This is a genomic window from Pseudoalteromonas rubra (assembly GCF_005886805.2).
Classification (GTDB): domain Bacteria; phylum Pseudomonadota; class Gammaproteobacteria; order Enterobacterales; family Alteromonadaceae; genus Pseudoalteromonas; species Pseudoalteromonas rubra_D.
In genome coordinates, this window is the sequence record NZ_CP045430.1 from 444,295 (window position 1) to 468,678 (window position 24,384).

Genomic DNA, 24,384 nt, shown 5'->3' on the forward strand with positions numbered 1-24,384 from the left:
AATTAACCAATTTACATGTGGTTTCTAAACTATAGTTAAAAATGCCTGAACGTCTAATTTAAGGAAAGCACACGTGCAAGTGCAACTCAAAATTGTGATCTGGTTAACAGTCGTCCTGGCCAGTTTACTGTCACTTGACAGATTTGCGCGCTCATATTTTGTTTCTCATCACACTATCGTAGTCACCCGGGACAGCTTGCAAAATGTCGTGTATATGCAACAGATCAGCAATGCCATCTTCGCATTACAAAAAGAACGTGGCTATACATTCGGTTTGTCTGAGCGAGCATCAGGACAGACGCTTAACCAGCTCAATCAATATCGCAGTGCCAGTAATACCGCGTTATCAAAAATAGCAACCCAGAGTACGCAAAACCCCAATTTATTATCATCACTGCCCAGCACCGCTGAGCTACTGAACCTCAGAGCCCTGTTTGACCAACGCCTGCTCAACCGGGAGCAGGCTATGACCCTGTATACCGCCAAAATTAATGCCTTGTTGGATTTGTTTTTAGCGATCGAATTAAAAATTACCGCGGACGCCGTCAACATACACCTATATAGCCTGACCAAAGCGATTGAGGAGGCAGGCAAACTCAGAGCGCATACTTATGCCATGCTCAATACCCCTGTGGACAATCGTGCCAGTGCTATCTTTGAGCTTGCGACTTTACACAACACACACCTTGCATTACTCACCAACCCCCCCTACGACGATGACATCGCGCAGCAGATAACGTCCCTACTTTCACAAGCTGAAAATCAGGCGCTCAATGGCGTTCTATTATCATTCGAACGCACCGGGCAAAGTACGTTCAATGCACAACGCTGGTGGCAGCAAAAAACACACTATCTTGAACAGCTGATCGCTATTGTCCAGGCACAACTAGTCACGCATCAACAACGACTTAACGCCGAGTTTAAAGAACAAGACGCCATCCAGTCACAATTTGCCCTGTTTGCCATAATTGCATTTGTCTGTGTGGCCGTTTCCAGTATTCTGCTGTGGCGCGCCCTGAGCCACAGCACCACGCCGAAACGACACCAGACCCCCGTCAAACTCTCTCAGCTACTGCTTTTATTAGGGCTTATCGTATCTTTTATTACTTCGGAGCACGATATAAGCCAGGGTGAGCTGAGCAACAGCCTCTACACGCGCTCAGCAAACGAACTCAGTAATAATCTGGCCTATTCTGTTATCGCCATTGATAATCTATGGCTGGCCCCACTGTCTGAGCGCCTGCACTCACTCAGCATTACGAAACAACCCGTTTTTTCGAATGCAACAGGCACTGAGTACATAGGTAAATTTACCCTATCAAATAATGATCTGGTTGGGCTGTTCCCAGCCACTCTGCCTGTCCAGAAACTACAAAAAATCATTACAGACAGCATAACCAGGCAAGGGGCAAAATCAATCTCACTGGCGTTAATGTCGGACAGTAACAATAAGTTATATAGTGTTTCTACCGCACCACAGGCAAGTGCAACCGGCTTATCAGATATCCTCCTGGTGCTCATTCAGCCTGTAGACGAGACACTTACTAAAATCCTAAAAATGCCGGTGGCCTATCAGGGCATCACGACACACCTGCTGTTTAATGACATTGTGATTGGCCGTAATGACCACACCAACATACAAGGTCCCTCATTGCGCAGAAACGGACTTGAGCTTGTGCATCAAAACTTTGCGCTCGGATTTACCGTCAGGGCAACTCAGGATCCGAAACAAATCGAGGGCTATATCAATACCCTACAGCAAGAATTTTCTGTGCAACTGGTTCTGCTGCTAACACTGAGTCTGACAGCCTTGATACTCGCCCACCGGGCTCAAAATCGCATTATTGAACAGCTCCAGCATTCCGAAACTCAACTTGATAAAGAGCGTCTTTTACTCTCTAACTCTGAGCAGATAATTGGCATGGGAAGCTGGGAATGGCAACATGGTAGCCGTCATGTATTACTATCCAAAACTCTGAAAACACTACTACAAGTGACCAGCAGCGGAAAATATGTGCCGTACACACAGGTGCTGAATAAATTAACGCGCCCCAGCAGACGCACTTTGTTCAAACATCTGCGTACGCAGGGGCTGGATTCACAAGTTCGACTCACGCTGAATTTCTGCGACGAACAGGCGTCTGAGAAACAACTTGAAGTGATCATGACATCACACCAAAGTGACATTACTCAGCCAACCTGTGTTGTCGGTGTCGTGCGCGATATCTCTGAGCAGATTGCGCAGCAGAAAAGACAAAGCAAATATCAGGCATCTCTGCAAGCCGCCCGTCAGGAAGCGCTTGATCGAATGAAAGAAGCAGAGACCCAGCGTCACGAAGTCCAGCAGCTACTGCACCGTAATCACGAGACAGAAAGCTTGCTGGAAGCCACGCTGGACAGTATCCCGGCGTTTATTTTGTTATTGGATGGTGAGGCTAACATTCGCCTGATCAACCGGTTTTGGTATAAGAGCAAACGCCTTAATCTTGAAGAAAGCGGCTTGTTTATTAATACCCTGATGCGGATAAATGACAACCTGATTGACGTGATCTCCTTGTTGCCACTAATTAATAAAAAACCATTACTAGGTGCACTGTCTGCCGCAAAAACACGGGATTTATATTACAAAGATATGGAAATCTGCTATGAGCTCGATGGCACTAAGATATGGTTTGAAGTGATTTTAACGAACCTAATCTGCAACGATAAAAAGTACATGTTGCTATACCAACATGATATTACTCAGCGTAAAAACGACGCCACCATCCTGGCCAATGCCAAAGAAACCGCCGAATCGGCTAATAAAGCTAAGTCCCGCTTTCTGGCCACAATGAGCCATGAGATCAGAACTCCCATGAACGGCGTTGTCGGGATGCTGGATATTTTATCTCAGTCTCGATTGAATGACGAACAGCGCCACCTGACCTCAGTCGCGAAAAACTCAGCTATGATGCTATTGAGAATAATCAACGACATACTCGACTTCTCGAAAATAGAAGCGGGTAAAATGATCATTGAGCATACCTCTTTTAGCTGGCAAAACCTGACCAAAGAACTGTGCGAACTGATGAGCCATCAGTGCCATGAAAAACGTATAAACCTGAACTTTTACTTTGACCCTTCTCTTGGCTATTGGCATCAAAGTGACCCGATTAGGATCCGGCAAATTTTGCTAAACTTGGTTGGCAATGCCGTTAAATTTACCAAAACATCAGCCAGTAAGATTGGCAATGTGGAGGTCTTTGTGTCGCCTGCCGCTGAGACCGGATACCTGGAGATCAGCGTCAAAGACAATGGTAAAGGCATGAGTGAAGAACAAACCCAGGGCTTATTCAAGCCCTTTGTGCAGGCAGATGATAGTATTCAGAGAAAGTATGGAGGTACCGGACTTGGACTCTCCATTACGATGCGACTGTGTAAGCTGATGCACGGCACTATCGTTTGCCATAGCCTTGAAGATGTGGGGAGTAACTTTATCGTCACCCTGCCCTTTGCGCCCAGTGCAACAGGTGATGAAGAGATCACAATTAATTTTCAAGAGCTAACAGCATATATTGTTTCTGACGGTGATAAATTTGAACAAGATCTGGCACGCAACCTCAGCGCCCATGGTATGCGCTGCCAGTTAATTAACGATGACGACCTGAATGCCTATTTGCTTGCCCGCCTGGATGTTGACTATCTCATCATTACCAATGAAAAGTATCAACAACTGGTGACCAATGGCCAGGATATTATTTCAACCAACAGTGAGCTTAAGTGCCTGGTGCTCGAACATGCCAATATCCAGATGCCCATCATTGACGAACGGAACATTTATGCACTCGACAATAACCCCTATTATGCAGTCAGAGTGATTGAAAAAATCGCCACACTGGAAGGGCAAATCAGTCCGGAGCCAGACATGAATCTGCTCTCAAGTGACGAACAGTTACCAACGATTGAGCAAGCGCAGAATAAAAATGCGCTCATTCTGGTGATTGAAGACAATGTGTATAACCAGGACTTATTTAAACGCCAACTGGCTTTGCTTGGATTGCAATGCATTATCGCCGAGCATGGGGCCATTGCATTGGAGCTGATGCAGAAATATCAATTCTCTTTAATCATCAGTGACTGCCACATGCCCGTTATGGACGGCTACACCTTTGCTAAAACCTATCGCGAGCTTGAATCACAGGGCAAACTACCCAGGCTGCCCATCATCGCGGCAACGGCAAATGCACTCAGCGGCGAACGTGAGAAGTGCCTTGATGCCGGGATGGACGACTATATCTGTAAACCCATTGTATTGCATGCTCTGCGCGCCACCATAGAACAGTGGCTGAATCAGTCACAACCAGCAAGATCGGCCAATCTGAATGGCCACAGCAGTATTCAACCTGACAACGTGAGCGACAGACCCAAGGTGGCTTCAACGCACCTTCCAGCATCAGATGATGAACCCATTCAGCCTGCAACACGTATCGTCGATTTGAGTGTGCTGGAAAATTATGTTGGTAATGATAAGGCCATCCAAAAGCAGTTTTTACAGGGCTTTTTGGCTGACTCTCGTCCCTTAGTTGAAAGCATGAATGTTGGGGAAGTGTCGCTCCTGACCATAAAAAATACCGCACATCAGCTAAAGTCTTCTGCAAAAGCAATAGGTGCTCAAACACTTGCAGACGAGTTTTTTGCACTGGAGCAAGCCGCCAAAGCGGAAGATGTGACAAAGGTCCGGGCATTACAAAAGGCCTGTGACGATAAGTTTTATGCCGCATGTGTTGAAATAGAAACTATACTTGGGTGAAAAGTAGGCTCTACCAGGTCGTAATCAGGACTACACATGCTTATAACGCAGGATCACAATAGGCAAGATGAATAATCTTATCAAAGTAATCGCAATTGATGACAACCAGTTAATTATTACTCAGCTGGAACTGTTACTAAAACAAGTCGCCCAGGACGTCGACTATCATGGCTTTACCGCAGGTCGCCATGCATTGGACTCAGGGATGTGTGACTCTGCGTCGTTAATTTTTTTAGATCTAAACATGCCTGAGATTGATGGCATAGAATTACTGCGCATTTTTGCAGATGCCAAACTGACAACACCTATCGTATTGCTCAGCGGTGAAGATAAAGATGTTCTCGAAACAGCCAGTAATTTGGGCACAATGCACAACCTGAACATTATCTCTAACATCGACAAACCCGTGTCTTTGCAGCGCCTAAAAGCGCTGCTTGAGTGCCTGGATCAACACCATAGAACTTCTCCAGCTCAACCAGAAAAAACCTACAACGCCAGTGATATTAGAACTGGACTGGACCGGCAACAATTTAAAGCCCACTATCAGCCCAAAGTTTCACTGGAAACCCTCAATGTTATCGGCATGGAAATCCTGGCGCGATGGTACCACCCTTTTGATGGCTTAGTGTCGCCGGGCGAGTTCATTCCTCAACTGGAACGCGCCGGGTATTCAGCCGAGCTCTCATTGCAGCTTCTAACACAGACTCTGGCGCTCTACGATAACAACTATGAGCAGATTAAATCGCTGAGTTTTAGCCTCAACCTCAGCGCCGGAGCCTTATATGACATTGAGTTGCCAAACAAGCTTGCGACCCTGTGTGACGAGTACTCAGTGCCTCGCAAGCAAATCATTCTGGAGATCACCGAGAGTCAGCTACTCGATAATTTACCTCGCACTTTGGAAGTGTTATTGCGCTTCAGATTAAAAGGGTTTCCGCTGTCGATAGACGATTTCGGTACCGGGTTTTCGAGCTTTACTCAGTTAAATCAGGTGCCCTTTAGTGAGCTTAAAATCGATCGCAGTTTTGTTAGCAATTGCGATACCGACAGCAAAAAACAGGCAATTGTTTCTGCCACCTCTGATTTAGCGAAAAAACTGTCGTTAAAAACCGTTGCTGAAGGCATAGAACACGCGGGTGAACTAAACTATTTACGTAAATGTGGAATTGATGTTGCACAGGGCTTTTTGTTCGCCCGCCCTCTGGCAGCCGACGCCTTACTAAGCTGGCTAACGCAAAACCTCGACAAGCCTCTTGCGGAGTGGGGGACATGAGTAAAAGCGCAATTCTGATAGACGACAATGCTTTGTTTCTTAAATTACTGAGCAGCCAGTTAGCCTCGTTGGGGGTTGAAGTCACTCAGGCACGAGATAAAAAGGAGCTACTGGAACACCTTGAAACAAACTGGTACGACTGGGCGTTTATCGATGCACACCTGGAAGACGGTGAATGTGGGCTACAACTGGCCAATGTATTAATCGAGCAGCAAGTGCAACATGAGCGGCCATGTACTTTAGTCGGCATGTCGGGTGACGAAATCTGTGCCAGTCGTTACGCCAATGCTGGCATCAGCAGACATTTTGTTAAGCCTATCACCCTGGCTCAGCTCAGAACACTTGTCAGCCCAACAACAGAGTAACCCGAATGTTCCCAGGATGCCGAACACAATGACAGTAAGTAGCCCCAACCACGCACAACGTCGACCTCAGGTCATTGTTATTTGTGACAAGACAGATGAGCTGACAGGTGTGATTGACATTGTTGAGGCACATACTGAGGCCTACCGTACCGTATTTCATTGGGAAGAAACAGCAGAACTCATAGTGGAAGCCAACCCCGCCATCATCATCATGGCAAAAAATGATGTTGCCAGTAGTATAGAAACCTACACAGAGTTATCAAAACAAGGGTTACTCAATTATCCTCATAAAAATATACTATTGTGCGAAAATAAAGAATCAGGCATAGCCTTTAAATGTTGTATGAAGGACATCTTTAGCGACTACTTTGTGCATAAACCTATGTATGAGAATTATCGCTTCAGAATGATTTTGCATAACGCATTGAGTGAAGTTTCAGGCAGTAATAAAAGCGCGCAATTGCAGGAAGCGCATTTTGGCAAAATAGATGACAAACTGCGGGGACTTATTGATGAGGTTGCTCAACATCGGGCTAAATCCGCAGAAAATTTCGCCCAAACCCGCGATCAAATTGCCCAACAACAGGGCCATAATGACGTGCAAAGACAAATGTTTGATCAGCTCAAAGAGCAGCATATTAACCCGCTAATGGAACAGCTGGAGCATCAGCTTACAGCCAGTGTCGAACTACTTAAATCTCAACTAAAAGACAAGCAAGTTTCGCTTGCTGAATTATCGGCTTTGTTGACTGAAAAGCGAGTCCCTCGCAGTGTGGTAGCGGCTCAGACACAATCAGGCACTCCTTCGTTGGACGTTCATGAGCCCACGCCAACCCAATCGCAGCCTCCAGAGCCTGAAGTAACCAGGAAAATGCGTATTCTGGTGGTCGAAGACAATGAAATCTACCGAGAAATGCTGCTAAAAATACTTCGCGAGGAAGACCACGTTACCGAATACGCAACAACCGGCCTTGAAGCCATTAAACTGCTGAGGAAAAAGAAATTTGATATGGTGTTTATGGACCTGTTCATGCCCGAACTAGATGGCTACAACACCACCAGAAACATACGTACCTTTAAGCATTGCAAAAAGCTCCCTATTATAGCCTTGTCTACTAACCGCAATAAAGAGCTCATCCGCAAATGGGCAAGTCTGGGCTTAACAGGATATATCACTAAGCCCTCAACCAAACTGGCTATTCTTAAGGCCATCGATAAAGTTCAGAACAGTAACAACCCTGTCCACTGAAATAACAAATAAACAACAATGCCTCTGGTGCTTTCGCCCTACACTTTATACTATGAGCAGCAATGATCACAGCAGAGGTAGTTATGGGCAAAAAAACGGGCTTCATTTTTCTGATCACCTTGATCCTAGGCGCAATCCTTGTTGCAGTCTTTCGATATTATCCACACCATGATGAAGCAAGCACCCGACAAATTAACGCTATTGCGCAGCCGAACGCAAATACGCTGCTCAACTTTACTCCCCATGTATCTAATGTGCCCAGGCCAGCAGAGTCATTTGAGTTCCCTATAGCACTGGGCGAAACGGGCCCCGTGACCAACCTCTATTCTGGACCTAATCAATACCCCTTTTTTTGTATGACACAAGAGTCAGAACTTGGGCAACCACTGGTAGACAATCAGCAGGGCCTGGGGATCCCAATCTATAATGGCGAGCAGGTTATAGGATACAGCAAAGACTGTTCCCTGCCGTCGCAATTGCTTTATTTTACCCTCATTGAACAAGATGGTAACTTCTCTGCCGTCAGGCTTGATGAAGAGGCGGCCCGCTCTCACCACTCGTCGCCTCTGTTCAGAGTAGAACAAGGCACCATCAATCGTTTTATTTACACGCTGGTCATGCCTATCTCCCGCCAGGAAGTAGGCAACAGGCAAGGTCAGTCTCAGTGGAACAAAAAACTAATTTATCAATTTAATGGCGGCTCAGGCATTGGTTATCGACAAGGCCGGCAAAAGGCCACTCGGGTGATGACCCGCCAGGCGCAACAACTGCTAGACGGCTATGCTGTGATCAGCTCCAGCGGCAATAAAACCAGCTACACCTACAACATGTTGCTGGCAGAAGACACGGCCAGACGCGTTAAACGGCAGTTTGTCAGCCTCTACGGCGAGCCGCTTTATACCGTGGGCATTGGAGGCTCCGGGGGGGGATTAGCACAATACCTGATTGGTCAAAATAGCCAGGGCATTTTAGATGGCCTAATCCCTCTATACAGCTACCCTGACATGATCACACAGACTACTTATGCGTTAGATTGTGATCTGCTCAACAACTATTTTACCTTTCGCGCAGACAACCCAAAAGCCTGGCGAGACTGGGAGCGAAGAAGACTGATAGAAGGTCTTAATGCGATAAATGAGTTCCCACAAAAGGCTGGGTTTTTACAACCCCTCAATCAGCTCATGGCGGGCTTTGCCCCCTCATTCCCGGATGGTAATAGTGAATGCATCAACGGCTACTTTGGCTTGTCTGCTTTTATCAATAACCCCAGACAAGGCTTTTTACGCCCTTTTTTCTCTGATGAAGTCATTGCACAAACCCATTGGAGTTACTGGCAAGATCTTAAACACATTTTTGGTACAGACGAACAAGGCTTTGGTCAAAGCACCTGGGACAATGTTGGCGTACAGTATGGGCTAAATGCGCTGCGCGAGGGCCATATTAGCTTTGAGGAATTTATACATATCAACCATCACATTGGTGGCTGGAAACCTCAATCAGAAATGCGCCAGGAAGAAATTGCCCTGCCGTTGGGCACACGTATACCAATATGGCTCACTTTATGGGGCAACCATAATATCACCAAGGCTTCAGATGGCCCGGCATCAAGACACAGCGGCTCAATACCAGCCATGGAACAAGCCTATCGCTCCGGGCAAGTCTTCATTGGCAAAGTCGACTTGCCGATTATTGATGCCCGCCACTATCTTGAAAACGAGCTGGACATGCATCACATGTCGGCCTCATTTTACAGCCGCGTTCGAATCGCTCAGCACAAGGGGCACAGCGACAACCATGTTATCTGGGTTGCACATAAAGATCACAACCCAACAACAAAGGCCTTTGCTGCCATGGATGACTGGTTGCTCGCAATGAGACAAAACCCGCAACTTAGTGCCGCTGCCGCCAAACCTGTCTCTATACAGGATACCTGCTTCAACGAAGACGGCAGTATTTATGCCACAGGCTCACGCGTGTTTGACGGACAATGGAATGATAAACCTCAGGGCCAGTGCCAGAGCCGCTTTCCTATGTTTAGCACAAGTCGTATTCAGGCGGGCGGAGGCTGGGGTGGTGATCTGTTTAAGTGCACTCTGGTGAGCGTTGACACAGCCATTGAGAAAGGCTGGTATTTGCCTTTTAACGCGCATGCACACATGGATACACTTAAGGCAACCTTTCCTGACGGGGTGTGTGACCATAGCGGCCGTGATCTCGGCAGACCCAGCGACCTGTAATCATTAAAGAGTTCTGTTCATCACCACAGTACTTGTGCTACCAGATATGGGCCCTCATTTGGGCCTATCTGCCATGCAAGGTTGCTCAGGTACTTAACAGCATCAATGGATTTGATTAATACCAATTTGCTTAATTAAGTGTGCTAATTTGAGGCGAGAAAATAGGGTCGATAACACCGCTCTCGCGCCCTGCTACTGCTGAGGCATCTACATCCATGTAGGCGAGGCGAAATTTTGCTGTTTAGTCGTTCTAAATTAGAAATTTTTAACGCTGTTAGCGTCATATTTGCTCTTTCAAATTGAACAGGTATTAATTGAAATTGGTATAAGATACAAACAAAAACACAAGGGCGCCCATGGAAGCACTTTTCTCATACGGTACATTACAACAGTCTCAGGTTCAGTTGGATAATTTTGGTCGGCTACTTGAGGGAGAGGCAGACTATCTGGTTGGTTACCGGCTAGGGCAAGTCAGGATTACCGATCCTGAGGTGCTGAAAAGTAGCGGTAAAACCTACCACCCTATTCTTATTTACACTGCAAACCAGAATGACCAGGTAGCAGGCACCGTTTTTCTAATTACCCAGCAAGAACTAATGTGTGCAGACAGTTACGAGGTAGCGGATTATGCCAGGCAGGAAGCCAAGCTGAAATCAGGAAAAACCTGTTGGATCTACGCCGCAAGTGATAGCGCTAACTTAGTGGAAGAGTAACAGGCACACGCCTGTTACTCATATACTAACTTACTCGCATGCTTTACCACAGTTGCCAATTGTCACCTGTTTCTGGGCCAGATAACTTGGAACACCATAGACTCGGTTGTAAGCAATAGCACCGATAAACTGATTGTTATATAACACACCAGGTGTCCAGCTGCTGCTGCGCCACGTTCCGCTAAGTGCATATTTGCTGATACGGTTCGCGCCAGGTGCACTGGCATTAAATCGACCACCCCAGCTGGATGTAATCGTCGGTGCACTCTGGTACACGCCAATGTGTGCTTGGTGCTTATTATAACCGTTAGCGTCTCTGTTTAGGCTAACATTCAGGTTCATGCCAGTTACAAGGTTGCCAATGATATTGTTGATATCAATATCCAGGTAACGCTCTGCTGCGTCAACGTTACCGCGCACCCGACTATCCGCTAGAATTTGCTGCATACCAAATAGCGCACCAGGTCTTTCCAGTGAAGCGAACTGTCTTAGATTTGCCTTGATCAAATCATCCGCCTTGGCGGTTGCGTAATTAGAAGCAAAGTAATTAACAAACTGGCTGACACCAGGTAAAGACAATATGCCACCAGAACAGCTTACATCGACATCGCGGCCATAGCTAACATCAATGTTTTCCAACGCGCCGGTATAGTAGTTGTAAGTCACTGTAGGTCTCAGATTTTCAAGACGAACGGCGACTTTGACACTTGGGCAAAATACGTCAACACCATCAAACTTCACTTTTGTATAAAAGCCCAGGTTACCTACTGTCAGACGGATCTTATAGTTATCTGTGCCCGTGAAGGTTGCTGAGATATTTTTTGCATCAAGATCGACACTATAAATGTATTTTACAGCGCTCATGTTATTCAGATCGCGACGAATATCCGCTTCAGTTTCTAACTCAAGCTGTCTCATGTCTGAGAACAAGCTATCTGCCAGGGAGCCCAGATTCACAGTACGCACTTTTTGAGGCGAATTAGGATTACCTGAAGGTTTAGTCAGCTTGAGCGTCGTTTCGCCCGCATTGGCCGATTGAGCAGCCAGACCAAAGGCCACGCAGAGTGCTAATTTATAGTTATGTTTCATATACTTTTTCCTTGTTTTTTGGTTATTAGCGCAGGCTAAAGTAGTATATGAAAACAACAATCTAACGACACTTTTGTTAAGTTTATGTTTAAATTGAAACTATAACTTCATAATGGGTAATTAAATGATCAGCCCCTTTCGAAACCGAAATAGGCAGGCACTCGCCAATGGAGTGCCTCTGCGTAAGTAAAATAGACGAGACAGTTCAATGGTAATATTCAGCTTGTTCAGCAACACCATCACCAATATCCTCAAACTAAACCTTGCTGGAAGTAACTTCATGAACCACGTGATCCCCTCAGCGCAATAAGCACTTTGGTACTAACTCGGTATATTTAAGAGCGCTTGCGCGCTCATTTTACGCTCCCGTTATTCGTTGCTGGTTACTTGAATGGTTTGCGCTACCTGACTGAATTGACCATCATTATCTATCGCGACAAACACCACTATGTATTCACCTGGTGCAGGGAAAGTATGCATAACCGTCTCTGTGCCTGAAATGTAGGGCTCGTTACCCATTCGCCACAAGCGCTCTACAATTTCACCATCAGGGTCGTATGAAGCGGAAGAATTAAACTCACAGGTCAACCCCGTGCACTGATAGCTAAATTGCACAACAGGTGGCGTTACGCCATCCAGTTCAAGCTGAACGACTTTCACATCACGATTACCATGGCTATCATCAACCTGTAGCGTCAGTTGGTAATCGCCAGCCAAAGTGTACTCAATCTCAACCTGCTCACCATGGAATACCCTAAAGAACTGACCACCTTGTAACACCCAGGTGTATGTTAGTGAATCGCGGTCGTCCTGAGTTGCTGAACCATCAAAACCACAAATGCCTTTTCGACAGTCGGCAATAAAATCAGCGACAGGTGACTGAGCGCCGGGTATAGCGTCATTATCGATTGTCAGGAATTTCGCATACTTAGGACCCCACTGACCAGACGCGTCCTGAGCACGAAGTGTCAATGTGTAGCGACCTTGGCGCCAACGATGTGTGTCCAATGCATAACTGATTGATTCACTTACCGTGTCATATGCGCCATCTGCCGCAGGTAGTAAAATGCGCTTCCTGGCACGCTTACCCTTTTTCTTGATGGTTAATTCGACTTTGCTAATCGCCTGACTGGGTGGTATCTGACCTGTCAGTGAAGGACCAAAAAGATCATCAGCAACAGTAGCAATTATCTCCACAGGCGTTCCAGCAGGCACCGCTTCTTTTCCAGCCCCCTTTAAACGCAGATCAAAAAATTGCGGACCGGCAGGCAGTTTATAAGGCCGTTTTGCTACTTTGGCCGCGTAGATCAGTGCGTTCAGGTTGTTTGGAAAGATCTCTCCTTCAAAGTTGGCGCAGCTTTCAAAGAACTTATTGCCTAACTCGAAAGTAAAGGACGCAACACCAAGCTGCCCATAAGCATATCCATCAGCGCTGCCTCCGGCTTTAAATATCTCCTGAGTCTGAAACGCCCAGTACCCGTTATACGCTGCCATTCTGTGGCCCATCATAGACAATTGATCCGCGTTAGGACTCGGCGTTAGCTCACTAGACCATGGCCACATCACAAAACGGCTGAAGCTATGCAGATCCAAAAATACGCCCTGAGTATTGAGTGGCGCTGGATCTGTCAGCAAATCACCGCGACGATCTTTAAACAGATCGTGAAGATAGGCCTGGATCGCCTGTGTTTCAGGCTCTGATGCGGCGCTGGGCCCGTGAAAAGTGGCTGCGCATTGGTCATCTGTTGAACCGCCAATGGGAGAAGCCCAGGCAAAGTCGAAGTTACGATTAAGGTCAACACCGCGTAATGTATCATCAAGCGCGCAATATGCTGTATTGGTGTTCTTACGCCATAACTGCCCTTGCTCCGCCAACACCCGGCCATCTGGATTTGCAATCAGCAAAATGTGGATTTCGCGCTGGTTCAGGATCCAGTTAACGTCTGCATCCGTCTCACGGTTTTCAAGTAAGTACTGTGCAAACTTCAATGTGGTTGCCCCGGGTGTATACTCACGAGCATGCAAAGCACCCTGCATATACAATGCCGGACGCTTACGCCACTTGTTTCTCTTTTTGTTTTTCAATACCAGGACGGTCAAATCATGACCTCCAAGCCCCTGACTTTTCTCCCAGGATGGTCCGATATGCTTTAACTCAACAAAATCGGGATAAGTTTGCGCTAAGGTCTTAGCCAATTGCTGTGTTTCAGCCAAAGTGGGGTAGCACGAGAAGTTCGGGATACCAGACTCCTGTTCAGCACTTTGAATACGACTTGTCACTGACCTATTACCCTGCGCTTTGACTTCTGGCTGGTTATGATCACCTGGTTTTAAAAAGATGAGTGCACCCGCACCATGCAACTCAACAAACTCATCCTGAGTGAGTGAAAGAACCAGGTAGTTATCTGCTACTTCCAGAATGGCAGTATGAAACCGGGACAGATATTCCGCTTTTTGAATTTCGCTGGAAAAGGCTAGCTGATAAGTTGATAAAGTGTGACTTTCAACAGGAAATGCTTGGGTATTTACTACGCGTGGGTCGCTATGTGCCGTAACTGTTAAGCTTATCGTGCTCAGGAGGAGCATACTCAATAAGTTCTTTTTCATAGTGTTTCCTTCAGTTGTTTATGAGTGTTTAAAGTTTCGCTCAAACATATATTCCTTGTTAAAAAATTTGAGGCAACTCCCCAAGTGTAAACATACTGAAATATAAAAATGCTCATTAATTGTACTTAGCAGTTTAAGCTGATAACCCCGATGCCTTTACATAAACACTAAAAATTGACAGGCATTGAATTGAGCCACTAATAGACTTCGACAGCTTTATACTGATGAATTTGCGGGACCTTACGAATGGCCAGACAGAGAATAACTAACAGACGAGAAGGCTCATAGGTACATTTTTGGCAGCGTATGCAACGAAATGCCACTGTAAGGCAAATTTAAGTCTTCGTTTTTGGGATCAAAATGACAAATTTGGCACCACCACTTTGGTGCACATAACTAATTTCGCCTTTTAGCACCTGTACCACAGAGTTATAGACAATATTCAACCCCAGGCCCAACTTACCCTGCCCAAGCTGGCTGGTATAAAATGGGTCGAACATTTGCTGCTGATCGGTTTCACTGATCCCCACGCCGTTATCCTGATAAACCAGTTTAATGACTTCGTCATCGTCTATGATTTCTATCGAGATTTTACCGCTGGCCTGATTGATAAACCCATGTGAACACGAATTATTTACGAGCTGAGACACTACTTTGAGCAGAGTTTCAGGATGAGAATACAACTGAACAGACTGGCCAAATACGTCCAGCTCTGTTGGCTTGTCAAGGCTCTGAACTATCAGCTCAGCGCGCTGCTTAAGGTATTCCAGCACGTCGAAGTGTACCGCTTCACTCGCATCGAGCGTTGCAGCGACCATTTTAAAACGCGCTATCAGTTCCGCTGCCCGACTGGAGTTGTTTGCCGTCAAAGTGAGCATCTCAGAGGCTTCGTCCAGAAATGCTTTCAACTGCCCGGCACTGAGTTTTTGATCACTCAGTAAGGAACTGATTTCTTTTAGCTTATCTTCAAGGCAAGATGCAGAAGTCACCACCAGCCCCAGTGGCGTATTCAACTGATGCGCCATCCCGGACACCAGTGTTGTCATCGCTGACATTTTTTCTGATTCAAGTAACTGCTTTTGCGTTGCTTTCAGGTTTTGCAGTGTTTCTGTTAATGCCTGGTTTTTAGCCTTTATTCTGCGCATAAAGTACAAGATCAACACAACAATGATTATCGCGGCTACCAGCACTAAAACCAGCTGGTCTTTCGCCGCCTGGGTATGAAGCTGATACACCGCATTTTCTTGCGTCAGCTTTGCAATATCTCGCTCTTTCATCGCCAGGTTCATTTGAGCTGCATAAAATGCCACACCGGTTTCAGCTTGCCTTTGCAGAAAATCAAATTTGCTCTGCATGTACAAATCAGCTGCATGCAATGCGCTTTTCCAATCCTGGATCTGCTGATAGTAATCAACCAGCAGCTGGTATGCGTCGACTTTTTCCTGAAATCGCTCATACTTATCACTCAATGCGATGACGTCATTGAGCAAGGGAACCAGATCTTCTTTTGCACCTTGAGCAATTTTCAGTCTGACAAGTTCAATCTGAGGACCAATGCTGTCTGCCTCAGCGTTGCTCTGTTTGCGCAGTTCAACCGCAGCAATTAAATGCTGCTCTGCCAGTTCTGGCTTGTCCAACGCTAAATACGTTTTGCCTAAATTATAATGAGACCAGGAGCTGTGATAAGTCAGGTTGTGTTCTTCCCTGAGAGCAAGGCTATTAGTATGAAATTTAAGTGCTTTATCAAACTCTCCCAGACCAAAATAAGCCTCTCCGAGGTTATTTAGTCCAACACCCATTTGTTGCGGTAACTCTCTATCTCTGGCATCCTCATAAAAGCGTTCGAAGTAGACCCTGGCATCCGTATAACGACCCAATTTCAGATACACATTACCAATGTTGTTTTCGGTTTGTCTCAGGTAAAGCTCGGTATCCATCAGACCGGCAAGCCGGTAGCTTTCTAGATAGTTTTCCAAAGCCCGTTCATACATACTCATGCGGGTAAGGGCACCAGCTGTGAGGCTGTAATAACTAAACAAAATGGTGGGATCTGACACATCTGCACTCATTTTTTTGCACTGAGACAGCGTCACAATAGCTTCTTCTATATTGTCAGTCTGGATCTGAAACCAGGCTTTGCCATAAAGAAGCCTAATTTTTTGTCTGGTTGAAAGTTTCTTATCGTGTCTGGCAAGCATTTCGTCTGTAACTTTGATCGCAACCAGCGGTGACTGCGCTGATGTGGAGCGGATCTCAGCTCTTATCTGTTCGAACTCTGCTTCCGTAAATGACGCGGCCAATACCGCATTGCTAACCAATAACCCTACCCAAATCACACACCGTATCAGCATCAAACATCCGCTCCCGCAACTGCCCCAACTCTTCAAAGCATAGCAGGAAAACCCAGAGCAACACCTCACATGCTGCCCACGATTTCTGCGAAAAAGAACCCGACTGGGTTTATCAGCACCAAATGTGTGTTCATCATACATCACCGGCGTTCGAGTCTGATCAAAGTTGCTCGCAACAACTGGTTCAACGTGCCGTTATACGTTGTATGTGATTGAGAGTAAGCTCATTTCCCCTTTAGCCACAGACAATATACTCAACAATGAAATACCAATTAAGCAGGCTAACCCATACTCTGCAATTTGTTCAAAAATTCACGTTGTTTGTTTAAAAATGTAAAACACCATGTTTTCTTGAGTAGTTCGTGATTAGAATGAGGCCTGCAATGACTCAAACCTGTAAGGGACAACATGAATTCTTTTAAATTTTCTATACTGGCGTTAGCGTGCTCGACACTACTGGCATGCTCAACAGAAACAACAAACTCTGAGCACGTTAAAACAGAGGCCATCTGGTCTAAAATTTATGTTACAACAACAGGTGAAACGTCACGGGTTATCGCAGAGCTCAATATAGATGGTCCAAATGGTAACAATATCAGGCTGACGGCAAATGATAAGCTGGTAGCCAGAGCGGCCAATATCAGTCAGGTTATGAGCGAAGAAGACGAGCTCTTTGACGTGGACTATCGCGCAATTTTTGATGTGGCATCAGGTGGCACCCAGTTTACGGTAGACTTTACCAGAGGGTCAGAGAATAAAACGCTGACCACAACCATGAACTTACCTCGTCCATTTAATATTATTACCCCGCAAAAAAACCAGTCTTTTTCGGTGAATGATGAACTCACACTCACCTGGACACCGGGTACAGAAGACGACACAAAATTTGAAAGTAAGCTCACAATTGAATGTAAGAAAAACGATGGCGACAGTATTTTCATTAATGTTAATAATGAACAGCTTACTGATGACGGCACCCAGGTGATTGACCTGAATGGCATTGAGGAATTAAAGGATTCAGCTATCAATACCCGTCAGGAATGTAGTGCAGAATTTTACCTCGCCCGTACTCGGGCAGGTACAGTTGACCCAAGCTATGCCAGTGGTAGTTCTGCAAAAGCTGTGCAGGAACGCTACTCTGATAAGTTTGAAATTCGCCTTAGAAACTAAACCCCGCAGGGCGTGCCACTCTGGATTCTCGCGCGCCCTCCTCAGCTCTATTCAAGCGTACCCGTATCAGGTGGTCTGAGGTGCTGAGCTAGATTTTTGCTCAGAAACACGGCAAACTGCTGGTTTTAGGCTGTATGTAGTGTGTCTATGCGTTTTGCGTTTTTTTTCGTTTTTATTGTTGCTCTGATACCCTTATCCGGCCATACCGCAACCATACGTTTTGTCGCAGAGGATCTCCCCCCATATCATTATCTGGACCCAACAGGTAAACCCACAGGCGCGTTAGTTGAGGTTGCCCGACAATTGCTCACACAAACCGGGTTAAAGGGTAACATAGAGATTATGCCAATGGCGCGTGCACTGCATGAAATGCGGGCGAAAGACAATACCCTGCTATTGTCCTGGTTAAAGACCCCGGAGCGCGCTCAACACTACCGGTTTCTGGGTGTCATGTGCCACGCTCAGGCCTACTTAATTGGCCTTAAAGATCGTACTTTTTCTCTCAGAGATTTAAATAGTGCCAGGCAGCACCGCGTCAGTACCATTCGCGGATATTACAGTGAACGATTTTTACGCGCTGCGGGTTACTCAGAAGACCACGAATTAGTCTTGGTGTCGCACTATCAAACCTTGTGGCATATGCTGTTCAAAGGCCGCACTGATTTGGTACTGACCAATGCACAAACCATCAACAAGGAACTCAATGCACTGGGGTTACCTGCTGAGCTAGTTGAACGGAAGATGGCTGTGCCAGCCTTTCCTTCAGAGCTGCATCTGGCAACCAGTTTAGACTTTAACCAGCAACACGCCGACCAGCTAATGAGCGCACTAGCAAGTCTGAAAGACTCTGGAAAATATCAGCAGATACTTTCCAGATGGCAGCTCAATTAAACGCTTTTGGTATTAAAGACCAGGCACTTTAGACTACTTTCCTCATCGATATCTGGAAACTCTGGTGGATTTGATAACCTTGATTCAAATTGCATCTGCGGTGCTTCTCTGGCCATTTCGTCTATCAAAAACTGGGCACTCACGTCGGGAGAATTAACGCATGCCAGCACACACCCTTGTTCAGTCAGTAAATCACTCAGACGCCTTAAGATCCTTTGATAATCTTTTGTCAACGCAAAGCTGCCCTTCTGGAAGCTAGGTGGGTCAATGACTATCAGGTCATAGGGGCCCAGCTTTTTTACTTTGCCCCAGGATTTAAACAACTCATGACCAAGAAAAGACACCTTCCCCAAATCATGGCCATTCAACTGGTGGTTTACTTTGCCCTGCTTCAGCGCAGCTTTCGACATATCGAGATTCACGACATGTTCAGCGCCTCCTTCCAGCGCAGCGACTGAGAAGCCGCAGGTATAAGAAAACAGGTTGAGCACGCGCTTGCCGTCAGACTGGCTTCTCACCCACTGACGTCCCAATCGCATATCTAAAAACAACCCCATGTTTTGCTTAGCGCCCAGTGATAATCCGAATTTTAGCCCTTGTTCGTTTACAACCGGCATAGCTGATAGCTCACCATATACAAGATCAACCGGCGCACCATTGGCATAGCGATGTTGCAGTATCACAGCTGAAACACGCTCGGCCCATGGTTGAGACTCAACCAGCTTCAGTAACTCAGACTTTAACGCGTCAAGCCATTGCTGCTCATGTTCTTTAAATAAAGAGATCAGGAGTTGCCCCTGAAGCCAATCAACCGTGATTTGTTCCAGCCCCGGATAACAGCGGCCCCGGCCATGGAAAAGGCGACACACTTCATTGGGTAATGTTTGTAGAGAAAGATGCTGTAATAAAGTGGAAAGTGGTGTGGCTGTCATTTACTTTGAGTATTTTTCAATATTGATCCCTATTTTACTTGGGTTTCTTTGTCTGATGCAAATGACAAAAAAGCCCGGCTTAAATCGGCCGGGCTTATGTGCTATTGAGCTTGTTCAGATTTTACTGTTTAACACAGTATAAACGAGCTTTAGAATCACAAGTCAAGGTCCTGTCTGCTACCCAGCTAGAATTGAGTGAACCAGCAATACCTGTCATAGCGCCCTCATACGAATAGTTATCAAAAGCCATACTGCTATTCCAGTTGCTACATGCACTCCAATGCACTGAACTTCCTCCAGATGTCAGATTCGTCCATACGCGTGATCCGGAAACATCATTGCCCTTTTCATCAAACACTATGCCGGCTTGTAATGGTGTGACATTGGTTTTCCATAAATCTGCACCTGTATTTGCAACTAACTCTCCGTTAATACTGTATACACTGGCAGAGTTATCGACCCTGTTATGTGTATAGTCCAGTAACGCTCTGTAAGTTCCAGCAGGAACTTTAGAATCGGCGCTATTGGCCAGTGTGTTACAGATACTGTTTGCCCCAGAAACGCCTCCCAGATTGCCGTTGTGCTCAGTACTTGTTACAAACATCACGTTTTTAACCGTAGATGTAGACCCTTTGAGTAACAAGGACCAGCGCTCAGTATCCAAAAGTGGCGATTTATTAGAGTTTGCGGCAATGTCTTGCGTTGCGACATAAAGGCTGTTGCTAAGTTCAACACGCGCCACTTCTCCAGTTTGGTAAGCATGCTCAGAAGCCCAGGACAGCTTAGTTGGCGTAAACTTAAGAGTGGATGCTAAGGCCGTCAGCATCTCAGCTTGATTCGCTTTGCTCGCCAGTGCTGTATCAACATCAGTTTGATTCGCCTTAGTTGCCAATCCAGATGTCAACTCAGCCTTGGTCGCTTTGCTTGCCAGCGCTGTATCGACATCTGTTTGATTCGCCTTGACGGCCAATCCAGTTGTCAACTCAGATTTAGTTGCTTTGCTCGCCAGTGCCGTATTCACGTCACTCTGGTTCGCCTTGGCGGCCAGTCCAGTTGTCAACTCGGTCTTGGTTGCCTTGCTCGACAACGCTGTATCGACATCTGTTTGGTTCGCCTTGGCGGCCAATCCAGTTGTCAACTCGGTCTTAGTCGCCATGCCCGCGAGTGCTGTATCGACATCTGTTTGGTTCGCCTTGGCGGCCAGTCCAGTTGTCAACTCGGTCTTGGTTGCCTTGCTCGACAACGCTGTATCGACATCTGTTTGGTTCGCCTTGGCGGCCAGTCCAGTTGTCAACTCGGCCGTAGACGCTTTCCCAGCCAGTGCTGTATCTACATCGCTCTGATTAGCCTTGCCTGCCAGTGCCGTATCTACATCACTTTGATTCGCCTTAGCTGCCAATCCAGTAGTCAGTTCGGCCTTAGTCGCCTTGCTCGCCAATGCCGTGTCTACTTCACTTTGGTTCGCCTTAGCTGCCAGCGCTGTAGCCATATCACTTTGGTTAGCCTTGTTCGCTAGCGCTGTGTCAACATCACTTTGATTTGCCTTGGTGCCCAATGCCTGGGTCAGTTGCGTTGCGGTCACATAGCTGGCCAGCATTCCCGTTACATCAGCACTCAACGCAAACGTATCAAAATTCGGAAGTTCTGCACGTTTAACCAGTTGTTCTTCATCGTAATCTACGCCTTTCGCTAAAATAGACCACGGCTGCTGAATATTGCCTTGAGAATCCATAGGCGGAACACCAATGACTTCCTGAGTCGCTATAAATGCACTGCCCATGTAACTGATCACATCGCCTACCACATATTCTGTGGTCAGCAGGTAACCAGACGCAATGAAATTAATGCCCGTTGAGCCTTTAGCAACTAACAGGTGCCAGCTTTGTGTATCCTGAACAGGAGACATATTGTTACCATCTGTCGCAGCTACAGCGACGGAAGCAATATACGCACTGCCCTCGAACGTGACAACGTCATCAATGTCATAGCCAGACTGAGCACTCCAAATGCCTTTGACTTGCAACCCTTTCTCGCCAGGTGCGCCATCTTTACCCGGTGCACCATCTGCACCATCATTGCCCGGAGCACCGTCAACGCCATCTTTACCTGGTGCACCATCTTTACCTGGTGCGCCGTCTTTACCTGGTGCGCCGTCTTTACCTGGTGCGCCGTCTTTACCTGGTGCGCCATCAATACCATCTTTACCTGGCGCGCCATCTGCGCCCGGAGCACCGTCAACGCCATCTTTGCCAGGTGCACCGTCTTTACCATCTAAGCCATCTTTACCCGGCATGCCTGAACCAACTCCAGCAAACAAAGATAACCAATCATTAGAAATTGCTGGTGCAGGGTTAACCGTTCCTGACTCTTCAGTAGCCAGTATATCGACACGCGCAATATAGGCCTGCCCTTCATGTACAACCACGTCATCCGTGCTGTAGGCTGATTCTGCAGACCAATCACCTTGGATTGTCAGGCCACGATCACCTTTGTCGCCCTTATCTCCCTTTTCACCCTGGTCGCCTTTCTCGCCACGCTCACCCTGCTCACCACGGTCACCTTTGTCACCCTTGTCTCCTTTTTCACCCTGGTCGCCTTTCTCACCACGCTCACCTTGCTCACCACGGTCACCTTTGTCACCCTGCTCCCCCTTGTCGCCCTGGTCACCTTTCTCGCCGCGTTCACCTTGCTCGCCCTGGTCGCCTTTGTCGCCCTTGTCCCCTTTGTCGCCTTGATCCCCTTTTTCGCCGCGCTCACCATCCTGACCATTCACACCATCCTGACCTGGCAAGCCATCTTTACCATCTTTACCGTCCAGGCCGTCTTTACCTGGCATGCCAGATCCCACGCCAGCGAATAGAGATAGCCAGTTATTAGAAGTCACGGGCGCCTCATTAATTGAGCCCGATTCCTGCGTAGCGATAATGTCTACCCGAGCGATATAGGCTTGTCCTTCATGAACAACAACGTCATCTGCGCTATACGCAGACTCTGAAGACCAGTTGCCTTTAATGGTCAGGCCACGATCACCTTTGTCACCTTTCTCGCCTTGTTCACCTCGGTCTCCCTTCTCTCCTCGGTCGCCTTTTTCACCCTGATCGCCTTTCTCACCGCGGTCGCCTTTTTCACCTTGATCACCTTTTGCGCCCTGGTCGCCTTTCGCGCCGGGGTCACCTTTCTCACCGCGATCGCCTTTTTCACCTTGCTCACCTTTGGCACCCTGGTCACCTTTTTCGCCCTGGTCACCTTTCTCACCGCGCTCACCTTGTTCACCCTGGTCACCTTTTGCTCCAGGCTCACCTTTTTCGCCCGCGTCACCTTTTTCACCGCGTTCGCCTTGCTCTCCTTTCGCACCAGGGTCGCCTTTCTCACCCTGTTCTCCTTTCTGGCCTTTCTCGCCTGGGTCACCTTTCTCGCCCTGTTCACCTGCAGCGCCCTGTTCACCTTTCGCGACTAATAACAACCAGCTATCCGTTGCGATTTCAGGAGACAGGTTAATACTTCCCGCCTCTTCTACAGAAGGGATATTTGCTACCGCGACATATGCACTGCCATTGTGGATGGCAACATCGTCAATAACATAGGCATCTTGCTGCGACCAGACACCGCGGATCTGAAGTCCCTTAGCGCCTTTTTCACCCTGTTCACCTTTTTCACCAGGTTCACCCTGAGCACCTTGGTCACCCTTTTGACCCGGCTCACCCTGATCACCTTTCTCGCCCTGTTCTCCTTTCTGACCAGGTTCACCCTGGTCACCTTTCTCACCCTGGTCGCCTTTCTCACCCTGGTCGCCTTTCTCGCCCTGGGCTCCATCAACACCATCTTTACCATCAGCACCAGCTTCGCCTTGCTCGCCTTTTGCCACTAACTGTAGCCATTGAGCAGCAACATCAGGTGACGGGTTTGCTTCACCGCCTTCTTCTACAGCAGCAACATCGGCAATGGCAATATAAGCACTGCCATTGAAACTAACTAAATCATCAACAACATAGGCAGCAAGTTCAGTCCAGGCACCTTTAACCTCAAGACCTTTATCTCCCTTTTCACCTTGCTCGCCTTGTTCACCTTGTTCGCCTTTCTCACCCTGGGCACCTTGATCGCCTTTTTCACCCTGATCACCCTTTTCACCTTTGGCACCATCAAGACCATTGGCACCCGGTGCGCCATCCTGGCCGTCAGCGCCATCTTTACCGTCTGCGCCATCTGCACCATCAATACCGTCACGACCATCAGCACCTGGTTCACCTTTTAAACCAACGGTTGAACCAACCCACTCGCCGTTTTCATTAATCACAGGGATCCCTGCTACAGAGACTTGAGTTGCGTCAACCGAACCCTTTACTGATCCAGATACGTCGGCATAGTATGCGCTGGGCACTGCGTCAACTCGCAAACGAGGAGACATTTCAATATCATCTCCAACTTTAATGCCCAGTTCTAATTCTGTATTTTGAAAAATTGCGGCATCAATATCGTTATTCTCACCGAGACGGACACTGTATTGGCCATCAACAACCTGAACTTCTCTGACTTCCTGCCAGAGATTTTGATCATTTGCATAAAGCGTAAATGTGATAGTCAGAGTATCGTTAACTACTTCTTGAGTATTGGAATTGGTCAACGTACCTTGGTGGTTTAATTGAGCTGAAATAGCAGGCATAGAAATAGCACTGGCAGCGGCAATCATTGCCGCTAACGCGTTAACTTTAAACATAATA

General features: G+C 47.0%; 13 protein-coding genes. 8 read left to right on the top strand and 5 right to left on the bottom strand.

Annotation, left to right across the window (positions count from 1 at the left end; all coding sequences use genetic code 11):
• Positions 1 to 73: 73 nt before the first annotated feature.
• The 6 genes from CWC22_RS21175 (at position 74) to CWC22_RS21200 (ending at position 10,626) form a co-directional block, all read left to right on the top strand.
• Positions 74 to 4,789: an ATP-binding protein gene (locus CWC22_RS21175; protein ID WP_138539069.1), complete on the top strand. Its 4,716-nt coding sequence runs from the start codon at positions 74 to 76 to the stop codon at positions 4,787 to 4,789.
• A gap of 67 nt (positions 4,790 to 4,856) precedes the next feature.
• Complete coding sequence (locus CWC22_RS21180; protein WP_125557567.1) at positions 4,857 to 6,062, top strand: EAL domain-containing protein; 1,206 nt, start codon at positions 4,857 to 4,859, stop codon at positions 6,060 to 6,062.
• Positions 6,059 to 6,427 (top strand): response regulator, encoded by a 369-nt coding sequence (locus CWC22_RS21185; RefSeq protein WP_138539068.1) that lies wholly within the window; start codon positions 6,059 to 6,061, stop codon positions 6,425 to 6,427. The genes CWC22_RS21180 and CWC22_RS21185 overlap by 4 nt, the downstream gene beginning before the upstream one ends.
• A gap of 28 nt (positions 6,428 to 6,455) precedes the next feature.
• Positions 6,456 to 7,676 (top strand): response regulator, encoded by a 1,221-nt coding sequence (locus tag CWC22_RS21190; RefSeq protein WP_138539067.1) that lies wholly within the window; start codon positions 6,456 to 6,458, stop codon positions 7,674 to 7,676.
• Positions 7,677 to 7,738: 62 nt separating this feature from the next.
• The gene (locus CWC22_RS21195; RefSeq protein ID WP_138539066.1) at positions 7,739 to 9,913 is read left to right on the top strand and encodes a DUF6351 family protein; all 2,175 of its coding nucleotides are present in this window, start codon (positions 7,739 to 7,741) and stop codon (positions 9,911 to 9,913) included.
• 356 nt (positions 9,914 to 10,269) lie between these two features.
• Positions 10,270 to 10,626: a gamma-glutamylcyclotransferase family protein gene (locus CWC22_RS21200; RefSeq protein ID WP_138539065.1), complete on the top strand. Its 357-nt coding sequence runs from the start codon at positions 10,270 to 10,272 to the stop codon at positions 10,624 to 10,626.
• A 30-nt stretch (positions 10,627 to 10,656) separates the two neighbouring features.
• On the opposite strand, the gene CWC22_RS21205 is transcribed toward CWC22_RS21200, so the two are convergent.
• The 3 genes from CWC22_RS21205 to CWC22_RS21215 all read right to left on the bottom strand — a co-directional run bounded on the left by CWC22_RS21205 (position 10,657) and on the right by CWC22_RS21215 (position 16,673).
• Positions 10,657 to 11,715 (bottom strand): hypothetical protein, encoded by a 1,059-nt coding sequence (locus tag CWC22_RS21205; protein ID WP_138539064.1) that lies wholly within the window; start codon positions 11,713 to 11,715, stop codon positions 10,657 to 10,659.
• A 369-nt stretch (positions 11,716 to 12,084) separates the two neighbouring features.
• Positions 12,085 to 14,322: a M14 family zinc carboxypeptidase gene (locus CWC22_RS21210; RefSeq protein WP_138539063.1), complete on the bottom strand. Its 2,238-nt coding sequence runs from the start codon at positions 14,320 to 14,322 to the stop codon at positions 12,085 to 12,087.
• A 335-nt stretch (positions 14,323 to 14,657) separates the two neighbouring features.
• Positions 14,658 to 16,673, bottom strand: coding sequence for an ATP-binding protein (locus tag CWC22_RS21215; RefSeq protein WP_171045114.1), 2,016 nt, complete (start codon positions 16,671 to 16,673; stop codon positions 14,658 to 14,660).
• A gap of 408 nt (positions 16,674 to 17,081) precedes the next feature.
• Here CWC22_RS21215 and CWC22_RS21220 point away from each other — a divergent pair, with 408 nt between their 5' ends.
• Positions 17,082 to 17,843, top strand: coding sequence for a hypothetical protein (locus CWC22_RS21220; RefSeq protein WP_125557583.1), 762 nt, complete (start codon positions 17,082 to 17,084; stop codon positions 17,841 to 17,843).
• A 147-nt stretch (positions 17,844 to 17,990) separates the two neighbouring features.
• Positions 17,991 to 18,734 carry a substrate-binding periplasmic protein gene (locus tag CWC22_RS21225; RefSeq protein ID WP_138539061.1) on the top strand — a complete coding sequence of 248 codons (744 nt, stop codon included), beginning with the start codon at positions 17,991 to 17,993 and terminating at the stop codon, positions 18,732 to 18,734.
• On the opposite strand, the gene CWC22_RS21230 is transcribed toward CWC22_RS21225, so the two are convergent.
• Positions 18,731 to 19,666, bottom strand: coding sequence for a class I SAM-dependent methyltransferase (locus tag CWC22_RS21230; RefSeq protein WP_138539060.1), 936 nt, complete (start codon positions 19,664 to 19,666; stop codon positions 18,731 to 18,733). The two genes, CWC22_RS21225 and CWC22_RS21230, sit on opposite strands and share 4 nt — an antisense overlap.
• Before the next feature lie 121 nt (positions 19,667 to 19,787).
• Entirely contained in the window at positions 19,788 to 24,380 is a 4,593-nt protein-coding gene (locus CWC22_RS21235) for a hypothetical protein (RefSeq protein WP_195879888.1), read from the bottom strand.
• Positions 24,381 to 24,384 lie beyond the last annotated feature (4 nt).